Raw genomic sequence first — 19,313 nt, 5'->3', positions numbered from 1 at the left:
CCACGTGAGCGAGCGAAGCGAGGAGGGGGCATGAGCCCGTACGACGCCGATCCGGGCGACCGGCTGGTGACGGCCGCCGCCGACGGCGAGGACCAGGCGGTCGAGGCGGCACTGCGCCCCAAGCAGCTGGACGAGTTCATCGGCCAGGAGCGGGTCCGCGAGCAGCTGTCGCTGGTGCTCCAGGCGGCCCGCCGGCGCGGCACCGCACCGGACCACGTCCTGCTCAGCGGCCCGCCCGGGCTCGGCAAGACCACCCTCTCCATGATCATCGCGGCCGAGCTGGGCGCCCCGATCCGGATCACCTCCGGCCCGGCCATCCAGCACGCGGGGGACCTCGCGGCGATCCTCTCCTCGCTCGCCGAGGGCGAGGTGCTCTTCCTCGACGAGATCCACCGGATGTCCCGGCCCGCCGAGGAGATGCTCTACATGGCGATGGAGGACTTCCGGGTCGACGTGATCGTCGGCAAGGGCCCGGGTGCGACCGCCATCCCGCTGGAGCTGCCGCCGTTCACCCTGGTCGGCGCGACCACCCGGGCCGGGCTGCTGCCGCCGCCGCTGCGCGACCGCTTCGGCTTCACCGGGCACATGGAGTTCTACGCGCCCGCCGAGCTCCAGCGCGTGGTGCACCGCTCGGCCGCGCTGCTGGACGTCGAGATCGACCCGGCCGGCGCCGCCGAGATCGCCGGCCGCTCCCGGGGTACGCCGCGCATCGCCAACCGGCTGCTGCGCCGCGTCCGGGACTTCGCGCAGGTCCGGCACGACGGTGTGATCACCCCCGCGATCGCCGCCCGGGCGCTGGAGGTCTACGAGGTGGACGCCCGCGGTCTCGACCGGCTGGACCGCGCGGTGCTGGACGCGCTGCTGCGGCTGTTCGGCGGCGGTCCGGTCGGCCTGTCGACCCTCGCGGTCGCGGTGGGGGAGGAGGCCGAGACGGTCGAGGAGGTGGCAGAGCCCTTCCTGGTCCGCGAGGGCCTGCTCGCCCGCACCCCGCGCGGCCGGATCGCCACCGCCGCCGCCTGGCAGCACCTCGGCCTCGTCCCACCGGTCCAGACCACTCGGGGCATGGTGCCGCCCCGACCGGAGCTTTTCCCGGCCGACGAGGGCTGAACGGGTGACACCGGGACGATCGGGGCGTACCCGGGCGGAGGCGGCCCGGCAGGGAGAAGCCGGGGGAGAAGTCCGGGGAAACTGTGCAGGCCGAGGCTCGCCACTTTTGGCGGCTGGATGCGATGCTTGGCGTTGTCCGATCAGTTCGGGGTCGCCTAGACTCCGCCGGACCGCCCCTCTCACCTGACGGGGCCGACCAATACCACACAGGCCGCCGGCCGGCGGCCCGTAAAGGACCCTGGCTGTATGAGCTTCATCATCCTTCTCCTCCCCGTCGTTGCGATCGTGCTGATGTTCCGGTCGCAGAAGAAGCGCCAGCAGCAGATGCAGCACATGCAGACGGCGCTGGAGCCCGGGGCCGGCGTGCGCACCATCGGCGGCCTGTACGCCCAGGTGAAGGCGGTCAACGACGAGACCGTCGAGCTGGAGATCGCGCCGGGCGTGGTCACCCACTTCACCAAGAGCGCGATCGCGGCCGTCCTGGACCCGGCGGAGTACGACGCGATCATCAACGGCCGCCCGGCCGAGGACGAGCTCGCCGAGGCGGACGACGCCGAGGCCGAGCCGGTCGACGAGAAGCCGTTGACGCTGACCAAGGACAGCGCCGACAAGGACGACGTCGAGGGCGGGGCTCCCGCGAGCAAGTAGTACGGTCGGGCACCAGCCCGGTCGCGCGGCCGCAGTGCCGCGAGCCCACAGGATCTCAGGGCCGCAGATCCGCCACGTCCCCCGTCCAGCCACGAGCCGGACGGGGGTCCGGTAGGGGAGGTGGCATGGACAGGGAGAAACGAGCAAGGTGGCAACACCCAAGTCGCGCCCGCGCGACGGTTACCCAGGGCGGGCGCTGGCCCTCATCCTGGTGGTCACCGTCGGACTGGTCGCCCTCATGTTCGGGACGGGCCACACCAAGCCCCGCCTCGGGATCGACCTCGCCGGCGGCACCAGCATCACGCTGAGCGCGAAGTCGACCGACCCCAAGGCGATCAACAAGTCCAACATGGACATCGCCACCGGGATCATCCAGCAGCGGGTCAACGGGATGGGTGTCTCCGAAGCGGAGGTCCAGACCCAGGGCGACCGCAACATCATCGTGAACATCCCCAAGGGCGGTGACAAGCAGAACGCGGCCGACCAGGTCGGCACCACCGCGCAGCTGTACTTCCGCCCCGTCCTCGCCCTCGCCCCGAGCGGCGTCTCCGCCGAGGCCCCGAGCACCGCCCCCTCGGCGAGCGGCACCGCCGCCCCGAGCGCGAGCCCCTCGGCGGGCGGCACGGCTGCCGCGCCCGGTGCGACCGGTACCCCGAGCGCCAGTGCCACCAAGCAGGGCCGCGCGGTCGGCGAGGCCCTCGCGGCCGACGCCACCCCGTCCGCGAGCGCCACCGGAAGTGCGAGCGCCGCCCCGAGCGCCGCCGCCACCGGTTCGGCCGCCGCCACGCCGCCGGCCGCCACGCCGCCGGCCGTGCCGGACGCCAGCACCGCGATGACCACGGGCACCGTGCCGCCGGAGCTGGCGACCGCGTTCGCCGGCCTGGACTGCTCCAAGCCCGAGCAGCGCAAGAACTACCAGCAGGCCGAGGGCCAGCCCTCCGTCGCCTGCACCCAGAAGGACGAGAACGGCCTGTACTACAAGCTGGCCCTCGGCCCGGTCGCGGTGAAGGGTGCCGACGTCACCAAGGCGCAGGCCACCATCGACACCCAGCAGGGTGGCGGCTGGCAGGTCTCGCTCCAGTTCAACGGCAGGGGCACCGACGCCTTCACCGACATCACGGGCAAGCTGGCCACCCAGCCCACGCCGAGCAACCAGTTCGCGATCGTGCTGGACGGCAAGGTCGTCTCGCACCCGTACGTGCGCGGAGCCATCCCCGGCGGCGCGGCCGTCATCTCGGGCGGCTTCACCCAGGCCCAGGCGCAGGACCTCTCCAACGTGCTGAGCTTCGGCGCCCTGCCGCTGGAGTTCACCACCGACGACGTGACCACCGTCTCGCCGCAGCTCGGCGGCGACCAGCTGCAGGCCGGCCTGATCGCCGGCGTCATCGGCATGCTGCTGGTGGTCCTGTACTCGCTGGTCTACTACCGCGGCCTCGGCCTGGTCTCGATCGCCGGTCTGATCGTCTCGGCGGTCCTGACCTACTCGATCATGAGCCTGCTCGGCGCCGGCATCGGCTTCGCGCTGAACCTGCCGGCCATCTGCGGCGCGATCGTGGCGATCGGTATCACCGCGGACTCCTTCATCGTGTACTTCGAGCGCATCCGCGACGAGGTCCGCGAGGGCGCCCTGCTGCGTCCGGCGGTCCAGCGGGCCTGGCCGCGCGCACGGCGCACCATCCTGGTGTCCGACTTCGTCTCCTTCCTCTGTGCCGCGGTGCTCTACCTGGTCTCGGTCGGCAAGGTGCAGGGCTTCGCGTTCACGCTGGGCCTGACCACCGCGCTCGACGTCGTGGTGATCTTCCTCTTCACCAAGCCGCTGATCACCCTGCTGGCCCGCCGGAAGTTCTTCTCCGACGGCCACCCGTGGTCCGGCCTGGACCCGAAGCGCCTGGGCGCCCGCCCGCCGCTGCGCAGCACCCGCCGCCGCACCCCCTCGTCCACCGCCGTGAAGGGGGCCTGACACCGTGTCACGCTTCTCCAATCTGGGCCACCGGCTCTACCAGGGCGAGGTCAGCTTCGACTTCGTCGGGCGCCGCAAGCTCTGGTACAGCATCTCCGGTGTGATCGTCCTGGTCGCCGCGATCGGCCTGGCCATGGGCCTGCACCTGGGCATCGAGTTCAAGGGCGGGTCGGTCTACACCGTCTCCAAGCCCGGGCTGTCGGTCTCGCAGGCGCAGGAGGCGGCCGACAAGATCGTCCACTCGCACCCGCTGGTGCAGACGACGGACAAGGGCGAGATCCGGATCCAGGTCTCGTCCGAGGAGAAGGTCACCTCCTCGGAGTTCACGGACAAGCTGTCGAAGGAGATCGGCGTCCCGATCGCCGACATCAACACCCAGGTGATCGGCCCCAGCTGGGGTGAGCAGATCTCCAGCAAGGCCCTCACCGGTCTGATCATCTTCATGGTCCTGGTGACGGTCTACCTGGCGATCGCCTTCGAGTGGCGGATGGCGGTGGCCGCCCTGGTCGCCCTCATCCACGACCTCCTGATCACCATCGGGGTCTACGCCCTGGTGGGCTTCGAGGTCACCCCCGGTACGGTGATCGGCTTCCTGACCATCCTCGGGTACTCGCTCTACGACACGGTCGTCGTCTTCGACACCGTGAAGGAGAACGCCAAGGGGCTCACCAAGCAGAACCGGATCACCTACAGCGAGGCGGCCAACGCGGGCCTCAACCAGACCCTGGTCCGCTCGCTCAACACCACGGTGGTCGCCCTGCTCCCGGTGGCGGCGCTGCTGTTCATCGGTGGCGGCATCCTCGGTGCCGGCACGCTGAACGACATCTCGCTCGCGCTGTTCATCGGCCTCGCCGCCGGTGCCTACTCCTCGATCTGCGTCGCCACCCCGCTGCTCGCGCAGCTCAAGGAGGAGCAGCCGGAGATGAAGGCGCTGGCCAAGCGGGTCGCCCAGCGGCGTGCCGCGGACGCCAAGGCCGCGGCCGAGGCCGGCCACGAGGGTGCTCCGGAGGGCGAGGAGTTCGCCGACGCGGACCTCCCGGCGGGTATGGTCGGTCAGCGCGGCAAGGCGGCCGGCACTCGTGCCAAGGGCCGTCCGTCCACCAAGCGCTGAACCCCGACCGACCGTAAGGATCCCCCGTGACCACCGCCGACACTCCGCTGGCCGAGCTGCTGAACAGCCGGATCAGGGACGTCCCGGACTACCCGAAGCCGGGCGTGCTGTTCAAGGACATCGCGCCGCTGCTCGCCGACGCCGAGGCCTTCGCGGCCCTCACCCGGGCGCTGGCGGAGCGGGCGACGGCCCTCGGGGCGACCAAGGTGGTGGGCCTGGAGGCGCGCGGCTTCGTGCTGGCGGCCCCGGCGGCCTTCGCGGCCGGGCTCGGCTTCGTGCCGATCCGCAAGCAGGGCAAGCTGCCCGGCGAGGTGTTCCGGCGCTCGTACGAGCTGGAGTACGGCCAGGCGACGCTGGAGGTGCAGTGCGACGCCTTCGCCCCCGGTGAGCGGGTGCTGGTGGTGGACGACGTGCTGGCCACCGGTGGCACCATCGGTGCCTCGCTGGACCTCGTGAAGGAGGCCGGCGCCGAGCTGGTGGGCGTCGTGGTGCTGATGGAGCTGGGCTTCCTGGACGGCCGCGAGCGGCTCTCCGGGCATCTGGGTGACGCGCCCCTGGAGACGCTGGTCACGGTCTGATCCCCGCGGGGAAGCACGGACGGAGGGCGGCGGCCGGATCATCGGCCGCCGCCCTCCGCGTGCCCGCGGAGCGTGTCCGGGCCCGGGCGGCTGAACACCGGAGCGCCCGGCTCGGTACCATGAAGGTTCATCCCCTCCCGGTTGTCCGTGACGACGCCGGCCGTACGAGGGGCCGGCCCGGTGCCCCGAGGAGTGTCCTTGCCCGACGAGGTTGTGCCCACGGCCGCAGCGGCCGCCCCCGAAGACCGTCCCACGCCCTCGGGGGCCACCCCGGCACGCCCGGCGCCGACCTCCTCGCGCCCGGTGGCTCCCGCGAGCCGCCCGTCCTCCTCCGGCGGCATGCGCGCCCGCCTGGCCAGGCTCGGCGGCCAGCGCTCCAGCGTGCTCAACCCGGTGCTGGAGCCGCTGTTCCGCTCCATCCGGGCCAACGACCCCAAGGCCGACCCGGTGCTGCTGCGCGACATCGAGCGGGCCTACGCCGTCGCCGAGAAGTGGCACCGCGGGCAGAAGCGCAAGAGCGGCGACCCGTACATCACCCACCCGCTCGCGGTGGCGACGATCCTGGCCGAGCTCGGCATGGACGCCGCGACGCTGATGGCCGGGCTGCTGCACGACACCGTCGAGGACACCGACTACGGCCTGGAGACCCTGCGCAAGGACTTCGGCGACTCGGTGGCCCTGCTGGTGGACGGCGTCACCAAGCTGGACCGGGTCAAGTTCGGCGAGGCCGCGCAGGCCGAGACGGTCCGCAAGATGGTCGTCGCGATGGCCAAGGACCCGCGGGTCCTGGTGATCAAGCTGGCCGACCGCCTGCACAACATGCGCACCATGCGCTACCTCAAGCGGGAGAAGCAGGAGAAGAAGGCCCGCGAGACGCTGGAGATCTACGCCCCGCTGGCGCACCGGCTGGGCATGAACACCATCAAGTGGGAGCTGGAGGACCTCGCCTTCGCGATCCTCTACCCCAAGATGTACGACGAGATCGTCCGGCTGGTCGCCGAGCGCGCCCCCAAGCGGGACGAGTACCTGGCGACCGTCATCGACCAGGTCCAGGGCGACCTGCGCGGCGCCCGGATCACCGCCTCCGTCACCGGCCGGCCGAAGCACTACTACTCGGTCTACCAGAAGATGATCGTCCGCGGCCGGGACTTCGCCGAGATCTACGACCTGGTGGGCATCCGGGTCCTGGTCGACACCGTCCGCGACTGCTACGCGGCGCTGGGCACCATCCACGCGCGGTGGAACCCGGTGCCGGGGCGGTTCAAGGACTACATCGCGATGCCCAAGTTCAACATGTACCAGTCGCTGCACACCACGGTGATCGGCCCCGGTGGCAAGCCGGTCGAACTGCAGATCCGCACCTTCGACATGCACCGCCGGGCCGAGTACGGCATCGCCGCGCACTGGAAGTACAAGCAGCGCGCGGTGGCCGGCGCCTCCAAGGTCCGCACCGACACGCCGACCCAGACCCGCAAGGACGACAAGGCCGGCGCGGTCAACGAGATGGCCTGGCTGCGGCAGCTGCTGGACTGGCAGAAGGAGACCGAGGACCCGAGCGAGTTCCTGGAGTCGCTGCGCTTCGACCTCTCCAACAACGAGGTCTTCGTCTTCACGCCCAAGGGCGACGTGATAGCGCTGCCGGCCGGCGCCACCCCGGTGGACTTCGCCTTCGCCGTCCACACCGAGGTCGGGTACCGCTGCATAGGAGCCCGGGTCAACGGACGGCTGGTGCCGCTGGAGTCGACCCTGGAGAACGGCGACAGCGTCGAGGTCTTCACCTCCAAGGCGGAGAACGCCGGCCCCTCCCGGGACTGGCTGGGCTTCGTCAAGTCCCCGCGCGCCCGCAACAAGATCCGCGCCTGGTTCTCCAAGGAGCGCCGCGAGGAGGCGATCGAGCACGGCAAGGACGCCATCGCCCGGGCGATGCGCAAGCAGGGCCTGCCGATCCAGCGGATCCTGACCGGCGACTCGCTGGTCACGCTGGCCCACGAGATGCGCTACCCCGACATCTCCTCGCTGTACGCGGCGATCGGCGAGGGCCACGTCGCCGCGCAGAACATCGTGCAGAAGCTGGTGCAGGCGCTCGGCGGCGAGGAGGGTGCCACCGAGGACCTCGCCGAGACGGCCACCCCGACCCACGACAACCGCCGGGCGGTGCGCCGCCGGGCCAAGGGTGACCCCGGGGTCATCGTCAAGGGCGTGGACGACGTCTGGGTCAAGCTCTCGCGCTGCTGCACCCCGGTGCCCGGCGACCCGATCGTCGGCTTCGTCACCCGTGGCAACGGCGTGTCGGTGCACCGCGCCGACTGCGTCAACGTGGAGGCGCTCAGCCAGCAACCCGAGCGGATGATCGACGTCGAGTGGGCGGCCACCCAGTCGTCCGTCTTCCTGGTGGCCATCCAGGTGGAGGCGCTGGACCGCTCGAGGCTGCTCTCGGACGTCACGAGGGTCCTCTCCGACCAGCACGTCAACATCCTGTCGGCGGCGGTGCAGACCTCCCGCGACCGGGTGGCGATGAGCCGCTTCACCTTCGAGATGGGTGACCCGAAGCACCTCGGGCACGTGCTCAAGGCGGTCCGCGGAGTCGAGGGCGTCTACGACGTCTACCGGGTCACCTCGGCCCGCAAGTAGCGGCCGGCCGGGTACGACGAGGAGCGGGTACGAGGAAGGGCCCCGGGTTCGCCCGGGGCCCTTCCTCGTGTCCTGCGGCGGGGAATCAGCCGCTGAACTCGTCCTGGCTGCGGTGCGCCTGCTCCAGCAGGGTCTGCACGCCCGCGAGCTCGGACTCCAGCTTGGCGACGCGGCTCGCGTTGCCGGCGGCGCGCGCCTTGTCCAGGTCGGTCCGGATCTTGTCGGCCTTGGCCTCGAAGAGGCCGACCATGCCGGCGGCCCGGGCCTTGGCCTCAGGGTTGGAGCGCTTCCACTCGGAGTCCTCGGCCTCGCGGATCGCCCGCTCGACCGTGTTCAGCCGGCCGTCCAGCTTCGGCCGGGCGTCGCGCGGCACGTGCCCGATCGCCTCCCAGCGCTCGTTGATCTCGCGCAGCGCGGCCTTGGCGGCCTTCAGGTCGGTGATCGGCAGGATCGCCTCGGCCTCGGTCGCCAGCACCTCCTTGAGCTTCTGGTTCTCGACCTGCTCGGCGTCCCGCTCGCTGAACACCGCGGAGCGGGCCTGGAAGAAGACGTCCTGCGCGCCGCGGAACCGCGCCCACAGCTCGTCCTCGATGTCCCGCTGGGCGCGCCCGGCGGCCTTCCAGCGGCCCATCAGGTCGCGGTAGCGGGCCGCGGTCTCGCCCCACTCGGTGGACGAGGAGAGCGCCTCCGCCTCGCCGACCAGCTGCTCCTTGACGGCGCGGGCCTGGTCGCGCTCGGCGTCCAGGGTCGCGAAGTGCGCCTTGCGGTGCTTGGAGAAGACCGAGCGGGCGTGCGAGAAGCGGTGCCACAGCTCGTCGTCGCTCTTGCGGTCCAGCCGGGGCAGGCCCTTCCAGGTGTCCACCAGCGCGCGCAGCCGGTCGCCGGCCTCCCGCCACTGGGTCGACTCGGCCAGCCGCTCGGCCTCGGAGACCAGCGCCTCCTTGGACGCCCGGGTCTCGTCCTGGGCCTTGGCGCGGGCCGCCTTGCGCTCCTCGCGGCGGCTCTCGATCTCACCGGTGAGCGTGTCCAGCCGCTTGGCCAGCGCGGCCAGGTCGCCGACCGCGTGCCCCTCGGCCACCTGGGCGCGCAGGTGCTCCAGCGCGGCCTGGGCGTCCTTGGCGGCCAGATCGGTGGTGCGCACCCGCTTCTCCAGCAGGCCGATCTCCACCTCGATGCCCTGGTACTTGCGCTCGAAGTAGGCGAGGGCCTCCTCGGGCGAGCCGGCCTGCCAGGAACCCACGACGCGTTCGCCGTCGGCCGTCCTGACGTAGACCGTGCCCTGCTCGTCGACACGGCCCCACGGGTCGCTGCTCATAGCGCGTCCTCCACATGACGTCGCGCCCGCGCCGGGGCGGTACGCGTCCGTCGTCCACAGTTGATGTGCGGCGGACCGATGGGTCCGCCGTCCCCGTCCGCCGAGCTTTCCTGCCGAGGGTGACGGCCAGGCGGATCCGGGCACCCTACACAACGCCAACATAGGCGACCAGGCCCGGTGCTGTCCGCATCCGGGCCGGGCGATTTCGGTCCGGGGCCGCTCCGGGGCGCCGCCAGGGCGTCCGCGGCGCGGCCCCGGTGCTGGTCAACCCTTGACGGTCGTAGCCGAGTTGATGGTGACGTCGGCCATCGGGTGGCCGTCCGGGCCGCCCTCCAGGGTGCCCGCGGCGGCGATCTTCTGGAGCACGTCCAGACCGCCGGTGATCTTCCCGAACGGGATGTAGTCCGGGGAGAGCTTGGTGTCCTTGTAGACCAGGAAGAACTGGCTGCCGTTGGTGCCCGGGCCCGAGTTGGCCATCGCCACGGTGCCGGCCGGGTAGGTGGCGCCGGTCAGGTTCTCGTCGGCGAACTTGTAGCCGGGGCCGCCGGTGCCGCCCGGGTTGGTGGCGCTGGCGGTCGGGTCCCCGCACTGCAGGACGAAGATGCCGTCCGTGGTCAGCCGGTGGCACTTGGTGTGGTCGAAGAACTGCTCGCCGGAGAGGAAGGCGAAGGAGTTCACCGCGTGCGGAGCCTTGGCCGCGTCCAGGGCGAGCGTCACCTTGCCGCAGTTGGTGTCCAGCGTCGTGGTGTAGCCCGCGGTGGCGGTGATGCTCATCGCCGGCTCGGCCGGCCACTGCTTGCCGTTCGGCGCGCCCGCGGCCGGCTCGCCGCAGCCCTCGACCGGCTTGCGGGTCGGGGTGGTGGGCTCGTCGGTGGCGGTCGGCGCGGCCTGGGCGGTGTTCCGGGAGTCCTTCTTGTCGGACGAGTCGAATGCGCCCGTCCCCACCAGCGCACCGCCGCCCGCCAGCACCACCACGGCGAGCGAGGCGCCGAGGATGGTGTTGCGGCGCCGGCGTGCGGCGTGGGCCTCGGCCCGGCGCTGCGCCTGGCGCTCGTACTTCTCGCGGGCGAGCTGCCGCCGCCGCTGTTCGCTGGTGACCACGGCCGTGTCTCCTACATATGTGCTGGACTCGTGTACGGATGCTGAAGCGGATCATCGCACCCATCGGCGGCCAAGTGTAGGTACCTGGGCTGTAAGAACGCGGTGAACCTGTCAGAACGAAGTGGACCTGTCACCCCGATCTGGTTCGCAACCGGACCCGGAGCGCCGGTAGGCTGCGCTTACACCACGTCGTACGACCGCAACACCGCGGCCGCCACCGCCCACCGAATCACGAAGGACGCGCGTGTTCATCGCCGGATTCCCCGCTGGAGCCTGGGGCACCAACTGCTACCTGGTCGCGCCGGCGGCGGGCGAGGAGTGCGTCATCGTCGACCCCGGCCACCAGGCCGCCGACGGCGTCGACGAGCTGATCCGTGAGCACCGGCTGAAGCCCGTCGCGGTCGTGCTCACCCACGGCCACATCGACCACATCGCCTCGGTCGTCCCGGTCTGCGGCGCCAAGGGCGTGCCCGCCTGGATCCACCCCGAGGACCGCTACATGATGGCGGACCCGGAGAAGGCGCTCGGCCGCTCGCTCGGCACCCAGCTGATGGGCGAGCTCACCGTCGGCGAGCCCGACGACGTGCGCGAACTCACCGACGGCAGCGTGCTGGAGCTGGCCGGCCTGAAGCTCACCGTCGACCACGCCCCCGGCCATACCAAGGGGTCGGTGACGTTCCGGACGCCCGGTGCCGAAGATCTCCCTCCGGTGCTCTTCTCGGGCGACCTGCTCTTCGCCGGCTCCATCGGGCGTACGGACCTCCCGGGCGGGGACAGCGCGGCGATCATGCGGTCGCTGGCCCGGGTGTGCCTGCCCCTCGACGACGCGACCGTGGTCCTCTCCGGCCACGGCGGACAGACCACCATCGGCCGTGAGCGCGCCGCCAACCCCTACCTCCGCGAGGCAGCGGCGGGCGCCGGCTCCGCCGGGAGCACAGCCTTCCCGCGACGAGGAATGTGACGGAAGAGAAGTTGAGCACCTTCACCGCCCCCAAGGGCACCTACGACCTGCTGCCCCCCAGCTCCGCGACCTTCCTGGCGATCCGCGAGGCGATCTCCGCACCCGCCCGCCGGGCCGGCTACGGCTACGTCGAGACCCCGGTCTTCGAGGACGTGAAGCTCTTCTCCCGCGGTGTCGGCGAGTCCACCGACATCGTCACCAAGGAGATGTACAACCTCACCACCAAGGGCGGTGACGAGCTCGCGCTGCGCCCCGAGGGCACCGCCTCGGTGCTGCGCGCCACGCTCCAGGCCAATCTGCACAAGCAGGGCAACCTGCCGGTCAAGCTCTGGTACTCCGGCTCCTACTACCGCTACGAGCGGGCGCAGAAGGGCCGCTACCGCCAGTTCTCCCAGGTCGGCGCCGAGGCGATCGGCGCCGAGGACCCGGCCCTGGACGCCGAGCTGATCATCCTGGCCGACGACGCCTTCCGCTCGCTGGGCCTGAGCGACTACACGCTGCTGCTCAACAGCCTCGGCGACAAGCAGTGCCGCCCGGTCTACCGCGCCGCCCTGATCGAGTTCCTGGCCGGCCTGGACCTCGACGAGGACACCCGCCGCCGTGCCGGGATCAACCCGCTGCGCGTCCTGGACGACAAGCGCGAGTCGGTGCAGGCCCAGCTCGGCGGCGCCCCGATGCTGCGCGACTACCTCTGCGAGGACTGCAAGGCCTACGACGAGAAGGTGCGCGAACTGCTCACCGCCAACGGCGTGGCCTTCACCGACGACCCGAAGCTGGTCCGCGGCCTGGACTACTACACCCGCACCACCTTCGAGTTCGTGCACAACGGCCTCGGCGCCCAGTCCGCGATCGGCGGCGGCGGCCGCTACGACGGCCTCTCCGAGATGATCGGCGGCCCCGCGCTGCCGTCCGTCGGCTGGGCCCTCGGCGTGGACCGCACCTTCCTGGCGCTGGAGGCCGAGGGCGTCGCCCTCGACCTGCCCGCCGCCACCTCCGTCTACGCCGTCGCGCTCGGCGAGGAGGCCAAGAACGTGCTGTTCGCCAAGGTCGTCGAGCTGCGCCGGGCCGGCGTCGCCACCGACCTCGCCTTCGGCGTCAAGAGCATCAAGAACGCCATGAAGTCCGCCGACCGGTCCGGAGCGCGCTTCGCCCTCGTCGCCGGCGACCGGGACCTCGCCGAAGGCGTCGTCCAGCTCAAGGACCTGACCACCGGCGAGCAGAAGCCCGTCGCCCTCGACGCGCTCGTCACCACCCTGAAGGAGAAGCAGCTGTGATCCGCACGCACGACGCGGGCACGCTCCGCCCGGAGCACGCAGGCACCACCGTCACCCTGGCCGGCTGGGTCGCCCGCCGCCGCGACCACGGCGGCGTGGCCTTCATCGACCTGCGCGACGCCTCGGGCACCGTGCAGATCGTGGTCCGCGACCTCGACTCCGTGCACGGCCTGCGCGCCGAGTACTGCGTCAAGGTGGTCGGCGACGTCCGCGTGCGGCCCGAGGGCAACGAGAACCCGGACATCCCGACCGGCGCCGTCGAGGTCGTGGTCAGCGAGATCGAGGTCCTCTCCGAGGCCGCGCCGCTGCCCTTCCCGGTCGCCGAGTACGAGCCCGGCACGGTCAACGAGGAGGTCCGGCTGCGCTACCGCTACCTGGACCTCCGCCGCGAGGGCCCGGCCAAGGGCCTGCGCCTGCGCTCCAAGGTGAACAACATCATCCGCCGGGTGATGGAGGAGAACGACTACCTCGACATCGAGACGCCGTACCTCACCCGCTCCACCCCCGAGGGCGCCCGCGACTTCCTCGTCCCGGTCCGCCTCCAGCCCGGCCACTGGTACGCCCTGCCGCAGTCGCCCCAGCTGTTCAAGCAGCTGCTGATGGTGGCCGGCATGGAGCGCTACTACCAGATCGCGCGCTGCTTCCGCGACGAGGACTTCCGCGCCGACCGCCAGCCGGAGTTCACCCAGCTCGACATCGAGGCCTCGTTCGTCGACCAGGAGGACATCCTGGCCCTCGGCGAGAAGATCGTCGGCTCGATCTGGCGCGACGTGCACGGGTACGAGATCCCGAACCCGCTGCCGCGGATGAGCTACGCGGACGCCATGGGCCGCTACGGCTCGGACAAGCCGGACGTCCGCTTCGGCCAGGAACTCACCGACCTCACCGAGTACTTCAAGGGCACCGCGTTCCGCGTGTTCCAGGCCCCGTACGTCGGTGCCGTGGTCATGCCGGGCGGCGCCTCGCAGCCGCGCAAGCAGCTCGACGCCTGGCAGGACTGGGCCAAGGCGCGCGGCGCCAAGGGCCTGGCCTACGTCCTGATCGACGCCGAGACCGGTGAGCTGCGCGGCCCCGTCGCCAAGAACCTCTCCGAGGAGCACCTGGCCGGCCTGGCCGCCGCCGCCGGCGCCAAGAACGGCGACGCCGTCTTCTTCGCCGCCGGCAAGGAGCGACCCTCGCAGGAGCTGCTCGGCGCCGCCCGCCTGGAGATCGGCCGTCGCTGCGAGCTCATCGACGAGTCGCAGTGGGCCTTCCTCTGGGTCGTCGACTTCCCGATGTTCGAGCCGATCGAGGACGACAAGGGCGCGTTCCAGGGCTGGCACGCGGTGCACCACCCGTTCACCGCGCCGACCGCCGAGTCCCTGGCGACCTTCGACACCGACCCGGGCGCGGCGCTCTCCAACGCGTACGACCTGGTGCTCAACGGCTCGGAGCTGGGCGGCGGTTCGATCCGTATCCACCAGCGGGACGTGCAGAAGCGGGCGTTCGACGCGATCGGCCTCTCCGAGGAGGAGGCGGCCTCGCAGTTCGGCTTCCTGCTGGACGCCTTCAACTACGGCCCGCCGCCGCACGGCGGCGTCGCCTTCGGCCTCGACCGGATCGTCACGCTGCTCGGTGGGTACGACACCATCCGGGACGTCATCGCGTTCCCGAAGACGTCCACCGGCGGCGACCCGCTGACCGGCGCGCCCACGCCGATCACCCCGGTGCAGCGCCGCGAGGCGGGCGTCGACGCCCAGCCGAAGGTCCGCGAGGACGCCAACTCCGAGGCTAAGTCCGAGGGCCGGCCCAAGGCCTGACGTTCCATCGGCTAACCTTTCACGGCCCCGGACGGCGCACCTGCCGTCCGGGGCCGGTCCACAACGGTGTGCGACAGAGAGAGGCTCCCCCCATGACAGTCAGCACCAGAGTCGAGTGTCCGGACGACGCACCCGCCACCAGACGCGTCCACATGGCCGCCTTCCCCGGTCCCGACGAGGCCGACCTGGTGGACGCGCTGCGCCGCGACCCCGCCTGGGTGCCCGGGCTCTCGGTGGTGGCGGTGGACGAGTCCGGCCTGGTGGTCGGGCACGCGCTGCTCAGCCGGCTGCGGGTCGGCGAGGGCCGGGGGCTGGCACTCGCGCCGGTCGCGGTCGCGCCCGAGTGGCAGCGCAAGGGGGTCGGCGAGCTGGTCGTCCGCGCGGCGCTGCTCGCCGCCGAGGAGGCCGGCGAGAAGCTCGTCGTCGTCCTCGGGGACCCGGACTACTACGGCCGCTTCGGCTTCGTCCCGGCGCAACGCCATGACGTCACCGGCCCGTTCGAGGTGCCGGAGGCGTACTTCCAGACGCTCGCCCTGACCGCGTACGACGGCGGCCCGCGCGGGCTCTGCCGCTACCCCGAGCCGTTCGCCGACGCCTGAGCCGGCCGGAGACCGTTCCTACGGGCGGGCCTCCCGCCCGGCCGGAAAGCCGACCGTCGCCCGGCAGCTGCGGACGAACGCGGCCATCGCCGGCGTCAGCTCCCGCTCCTTCGGCCAGTACAGCCCGACCTGGCTCGGGCTCAGCCCCCGGACCGGCCGGTAGGCGACGTCCTCCCGTGCCGCCAGCCTGCTCATCGTCATCGGGGCGAAGCCGACGCCCTGGCCGCACACCACCGCGGCCAGCCACTCGTCGGTGTTGTGCGCCACCGCGCCGATCCGCACCGGCCGCCCGCCCCGCTCCGGCACCGCCAGCCAGTAGTCGCGCCAGTGCCCCGCCTCGTGCGGTATCGCCACGAAGGGCTCGTCCAGCAGCTCGCAGAGGTCGATCACCGTACGCCCGGCCAGCCGGTGCCCGGACGGCAGTGCCGCGCAGCGCGGCTCCTCGCCCAGCACCGCGACGTTGTACTGCTCGGACATCCACGGCGGCGCGTGCCAGAGCGTGAGGTCGATCTCGCCGGTGGCCAGGCCCGAGGTCGGGTCGAACCAGTTGTTCTGCCGCAGCTCCACCTGCCAGCCGGGCATCCGCCGGGTGAAGTCCGCCACCGTGCGGTGGGTCATCACGTTGATCGTGCCGCCCTCGAAGCCCACCCGCAGCGTCGAACCCTGCTCGGCGGCCGCCGCCCGGGTGGCGCGCAGCGCGTCCTCCCAGCCGGCCAGCACCGGGCCGGCGTACGCGGCCAGCGCGCGGCCGGCCAGGGTGGGCGCCATGCCCCGGCGCGAGCGCTCGAAGAGTTCCACCCCGAGCAGCGCCTCCAGCTGGCGGATCTGCTTGGTCAGCGTCGGCTGGGAGACGAACAGCCGGGCCGCGGCGGCGGTCAGCTGGCCCTCCTCGCAGACGGCGGCGAAGCTGCGCAGCAGTCGGGTGTCCACATCCATGCCCCAAGGTTATGGAACGGGATATTGGACCGGCCGGGCAGGTCTGCGACAAGGTTGATCACTCGGCCTCCGGGCCGGCCGACGGGGGAGTCCGGCAGCGGCGGTTCAGGGGGCCGCCGCTGCCCGGCCGAGGGCCACGACCTGCGGGGGCGGCGCGCAGCGCCTACGGTGAGGGGTCATCAGCACTCTCGGACGGAGGCACCAGGTGGCAGCCCAGGCCAAGCGTGAGCAGGCCCGCCCGCCGGACCGGCTGGCGAGGAAGCCGTACGAGCGGGAGCTGCTGCGGCTCCAGAACGAACTGGTGAAACTCCAGGAGTGGGTGCGCGCCGAGGGCACCCGGCTGGTGGTCGTCTTCGAGGGGCGCGACGCGGCCGGCAAGGGCGGCGCGATCAAGCGGGTGACGGAGTATCTGAACCCGCGCATCGCCCGCGTCGCGGCCCTGCCCACCCCGACCGAGCGCCAGCGCACCCAGTGGTACTTCCAGCGTTACGTCGAGCAGTTGCCGGCCGCCGGGGAGATCGTGCTGTTCGACCGCAGCTGGTACAACCGGGCCGGCGTCGAGCGGGTGATGGGCTTCTGCACCGACGAGGAGTACTGGCAGTTCCTGCACCAGTGCCCGATGTTCGAGCGGATGCTCACCGAGGCGGGCATCCTGCTGCGCAAGTACTGGTTCTCGGTCAGCGACACCGAGCAGCAACGGCGCTTCCGGGACCGGCTGGAGGACCCGATGAAGCGCTGGAAGCTCTCGCCGATGGACATTGAGTCGATCACCCGCTGGGAGGACTACTCACGGGCCAAGGACGAGATGTTCGTCCACACCGACATCCCGGACTCGCCGTGGAACGTGGTGGAGAGCGACGACAAGCGCCGGGCCCGGATCAACATGATCGCGCACCTGCTCGACGGCCTGCCCTACCACGAGGTGGCGCCGCCCCGGATCGAGCTGCCGGCCCGGCCGGCGTCGCGCGGTTACCGGCGGCCGCCGCGCGACCTGCAGAAGTACGTGCCGGACCACGCGGCCGGGATCGGGTAGCCGGTCCTCCGAACGGCTCCGCGGCGTTGCCCCGGCCCGGGCCGGGGCGTCCGATGGACGTGCTCGGCCAGGCCACCGGCGCCGCGCGCCGGGACGACGTCAGGAGGATCCGCCCATGTTCGTCCGCACCGGCTACTTCACCGGGGACCCGGCCCTGATCGGCGGGGCACTGGAGGCGCTCGACACCGAAGCCGTCCCGCTGCTCTCCGCCCAGCCCGGCTACCGGGGCTTCGGGCTCTTCGCCAACCGCGAGCTCGGCGTCGTCCTGATGGGCTCCTGGTGGGCGACCGCGCAGGCCGAGAGCGACAGTGCCGGGCGGCTGCGGGCGCGCCGCGACGAGCTGCTGGCGCCGTTCGCCGGCACCGCGGCCGTCGAGGTGACGGAGGCGGCGGTGCTCTCCCCGCCCGTCCCGGCCGGGCCGGGCGCCGGGTTCCGGCTGGCCCGCTTCGACTTCGATCCCGCGCAGGGCGACCGGCTCGCCGGGGCCTTCCGTGAGCACGCGCTGCCCGCCCTTCAGCGGGTCGACGGGTTCGTGAGCGCCGCCATGCTGCTCAACCGCGCGGTGGGCCACGGCTCGGTCGGGGTGGTCTTCGCCGACCGGGCGGCGCTGGCCGCCTCGCGCGGCCCGCAGGCCGAGGCCCGGGCGCGGAGCGCGGCCGCGTCCGGCGCGGTCATCCGCTCGCTGGAGGAGTTCGACGTGATCCGGCTGAACCGGGCGGCGCAGCCCTGAGCCGGCCGGGCGGGGCTGTCGGCGGGCTCGCATAGGCTTCCGGTGTGGACGAACCGGACCTCTTCACCGCCGCCGCCGAGGAACGCCAGGCCAAGGAGCCCGGCCGGGCCCCGCTGGCCGTGCGGATGCGCCCGCGCACCCTGGACGAGGTGGCCGGGCAGCGGCAGCTGCTGAAGCCGGGCTCGCCGCTGCGGCGCCTGGTCGGCGGCTCGCACGGGCCGGCGGCGACCAGCTCGGTGATCCTCTGGGGCCCGCCCGGCACCGGCAAGACCACCCTGGCCCATGTGATCAGCCAGGCCGTCGAGGGCCGCTTCGTCGAGCTTTCGGCGATCACCGCGGGCGTCAAGGAGGTCCGCGCGGTCATCGACGGCGCCCGCCGGGCGGTCGGCATGAGCGGCCGGGAGACGGTGCTCTTCCTGGACGAGATCCACCGCTTCTCCAAGGCCCAGCAGGACTCGCTGCTGCCGGCGGTGGAGAACCGCTGGGTCACCCTGATCGCGGCCACCACCGAGAACCCGTACTTCTCGGTGATCTCCCCGCTGCTCTCCCGGTCCCTGCTGCTCACCCTGGAGTCGCTGACCGACGAGGACGTCCGCGCCCTGCTGCGCCGCGCGGTGGCCGACGAGCGCGGCCTGGAGGGCGTGCTGGAGCTGTCGGCGGAGGCCGAGGAGCACCTCGTCCGGCTGGCCGGCGGGGACGCCCGGCGGGCGCTGACCACGCTGGAGGCGGCGGCCGGGGCGGCGCTGGAGAAGGACGAGGCGGTCATCACGCTGGCCACCACCGAGACGGCGGTGAACCAGGCGGCCGTCCGCTACGACAAGGACGGCGACCAGCACTACGACGTGGCCAGTGCGCTGATCAAGTCGATCCGCGGCAGCGACGTCGACGCGACCCTGCACTACCTGGCGCGGATGATCGAGGCGGGGGAGGACCCGCGCTTCATCGCCCGGCGGCTGATGATCTCCGCCAGCGAGGACGTCGGCCTGGCCGACCCGACGGCGCTGCAGACGGCCGTGGCCGCGGCCCAGGCGGTGGCGCTGATCGGCTTCCCCGAGGCGCGGATCATCCTCTCCCAGGCGGCCATCGCGCTGGCCCTCGCGCCCAAGTCCAACGCCGCCTACCTGGCGATCGACGCGGCCCTGGCGGACGTCCGGCAGGGGCTGGCGGGTGCGGTGCCGCCGCACCTGCGGGACGCGCACTACGGCGGCGCGGGCAAGCTCGGGCACGGCCAGGGCTACCAGTACCCGCACGACCTCCCGGAGGGCATCGCGGCCCAGCAGTACGCGCCGGACGCGGTGCACGGCAAGGCGTACTACCGGCCGACCCGGCGCGGCGGGGAGGCCCGGTACGCGGACACCGTGGAGTGGACCAGGAGCCGGCTCCGGGGCGAGTGACGGCCGTTGCGGCCCGGTGCGGGGCGGGAGCGGGCGGGAGCGGGCGAACCGCAGCGTATACTCGTGCGGAGTGCCATGTCCCGGGACGGCGGCAGGGGAGACCCCGCCGACCGGCCGCACCAGCGGGACACCGGCC

The 19,313-nt window shown here is 72.2% G+C and carries 16 protein-coding genes; 13 read left to right on the top strand and 3 right to left on the bottom strand.

Translation table 11 applies throughout. From position 1 onward, the window contains the following. The first annotated feature begins 30 nt into the window (after positions 1-30). From ruvB to OH807_RS09940, 6 genes are all read left to right on the top strand, one after another. A complete protein-coding gene (ruvB, locus tag OH807_RS09965; protein ID WP_406196537.1) occupies positions 31-1,107 on the top strand; it encodes a Holliday junction branch migration DNA helicase RuvB in 1,077 nt (358 codons plus the stop codon). Between the two features lie 246 nt (positions 1,108-1,353). Continuing rightward, positions 1,354-1,755, top strand: coding sequence for a preprotein translocase subunit YajC (gene yajC / locus OH807_RS09960; protein WP_406196535.1), 402 nt, complete (start codon positions 1,354-1,356; stop codon positions 1,753-1,755). 148 nt (positions 1,756-1,903) lie between these two features. Beyond that, a complete protein-coding gene (gene secD / locus OH807_RS09955) occupies positions 1,904-3,715 on the top strand; it encodes a protein translocase subunit SecD (RefSeq protein WP_406196533.1) in 1,812 nt (603 codons plus the stop codon). Positions 3,716-3,719: 4 nt separating this feature from the next. After that, positions 3,720-4,826 carry a protein translocase subunit SecF gene (gene secF, locus OH807_RS09950; RefSeq protein WP_406196530.1) on the top strand — a complete coding sequence of 369 codons (1,107 nt, stop codon included), beginning with the start codon at positions 3,720-3,722 and terminating at the stop codon, positions 4,824-4,826. A 26-nt stretch (positions 4,827-4,852) separates the two neighbouring features. Then, positions 4,853-5,404: an adenine phosphoribosyltransferase gene (locus tag OH807_RS09945; protein ID WP_406196527.1), complete on the top strand. Its 552-nt coding sequence runs from the start codon at positions 4,853-4,855 to the stop codon at positions 5,402-5,404. Positions 5,405-5,584: 180 nt separating this feature from the next. Then, the gene (locus OH807_RS09940) at positions 5,585-8,035 is read left to right on the top strand and encodes a RelA/SpoT family protein (RefSeq protein WP_406196525.1); all 2,451 of its coding nucleotides are present in this window, start codon (positions 5,585-5,587) and stop codon (positions 8,033-8,035) included. Positions 8,036-8,120: 85 nt separating this feature from the next. Here the strand turns inward: OH807_RS09940 and OH807_RS09935 are convergent, their stop codons facing one another. Both OH807_RS09935 and OH807_RS09930 read right to left on the bottom strand, forming a co-directional pair. After that, on the bottom strand, positions 8,121-9,350 hold the full coding sequence (locus OH807_RS09935) for a DUF349 domain-containing protein (protein ID WP_406196523.1): 1,230 nt from the start codon (positions 9,348-9,350) through the stop codon (positions 8,121-8,123). Between the two features lie 264 nt (positions 9,351-9,614). Continuing rightward, positions 9,615-10,451 (bottom strand): peptidylprolyl isomerase, encoded by an 837-nt coding sequence (locus tag OH807_RS09930; protein WP_406196520.1) that lies wholly within the window; start codon positions 10,449-10,451, stop codon positions 9,615-9,617. A gap of 244 nt (positions 10,452-10,695) precedes the next feature. Between OH807_RS09930 and OH807_RS09925 the strand changes: the two genes are divergently transcribed. The 4 genes from OH807_RS09925 to OH807_RS09910 all read left to right on the top strand — a co-directional run bounded on the left by OH807_RS09925 (position 10,696) and on the right by OH807_RS09910 (position 15,084). Then, positions 10,696-11,412 carry an MBL fold metallo-hydrolase gene (locus OH807_RS09925; protein WP_406196517.1) on the top strand — a complete coding sequence of 239 codons (717 nt, stop codon included), beginning with the start codon at positions 10,696-10,698 and terminating at the stop codon, positions 11,410-11,412. A gap of 11 nt (positions 11,413-11,423) precedes the next feature. Further along, on the top strand, positions 11,424-12,686 hold the full coding sequence (gene hisS, locus OH807_RS09920; RefSeq protein ID WP_406196515.1) for a histidine--tRNA ligase: 1,263 nt from the start codon (positions 11,424-11,426) through the stop codon (positions 12,684-12,686). Continuing rightward, positions 12,683-14,485 carry an aspartate--tRNA ligase gene (gene aspS, locus OH807_RS09915; protein ID WP_406196512.1) on the top strand — a complete coding sequence of 601 codons (1,803 nt, stop codon included), beginning with the start codon at positions 12,683-12,685 and terminating at the stop codon, positions 14,483-14,485. The genes hisS and aspS overlap by 4 nt, the downstream gene beginning before the upstream one ends. Positions 14,486-14,577: 92 nt before the next feature. Next, positions 14,578-15,084, top strand: a complete 507-nt coding sequence (locus OH807_RS09910; protein WP_406196510.1) for a GNAT family N-acetyltransferase — start codon at positions 14,578-14,580, stop codon at positions 15,082-15,084. Between the two features lie 18 nt (positions 15,085-15,102). On the opposite strand, the gene OH807_RS09905 is transcribed toward OH807_RS09910, so the two are convergent. Then, positions 15,103-16,020, bottom strand: coding sequence for a LysR family transcriptional regulator (locus tag OH807_RS09905; RefSeq protein WP_406196508.1), 918 nt, complete (start codon positions 16,018-16,020; stop codon positions 15,103-15,105). Between the two features lie 205 nt (positions 16,021-16,225). On the opposite strand from OH807_RS09905, the gene ppk2 reads away from it, so the two are divergent. The 3 genes from ppk2 to OH807_RS09890 all read left to right on the top strand — a co-directional run bounded on the left by ppk2 (position 16,226) and on the right by OH807_RS09890 (position 19,177). Continuing rightward, positions 16,226-17,053 carry a polyphosphate kinase 2 gene (ppk2, locus tag OH807_RS09900; protein ID WP_406196505.1) on the top strand — a complete coding sequence of 276 codons (828 nt, stop codon included), beginning with the start codon at positions 16,226-16,228 and terminating at the stop codon, positions 17,051-17,053. 115 nt (positions 17,054-17,168) lie between these two features. Beyond that, a complete protein-coding gene (locus OH807_RS09895) occupies positions 17,169-17,783 on the top strand; it encodes a hypothetical protein (protein ID WP_406196502.1) in 615 nt (204 codons plus the stop codon). A 44-nt stretch (positions 17,784-17,827) separates the two neighbouring features. Continuing rightward, positions 17,828-19,177 (top strand): replication-associated recombination protein A, encoded by a 1,350-nt coding sequence (locus OH807_RS09890; protein WP_406196501.1) that lies wholly within the window; start codon positions 17,828-17,830, stop codon positions 19,175-19,177. Positions 19,178-19,313: the final 136 nt, after the last annotated feature.

The organism is Kitasatospora sp. NBC_01560 (assembly GCF_045208415.1).
Taxonomy (GTDB): domain Bacteria; phylum Actinomycetota; class Actinomycetes; order Streptomycetales; family Streptomycetaceae; genus Kitasatospora.
This window is presented reverse-complemented; position numbering and strand designations above follow the sequence as displayed.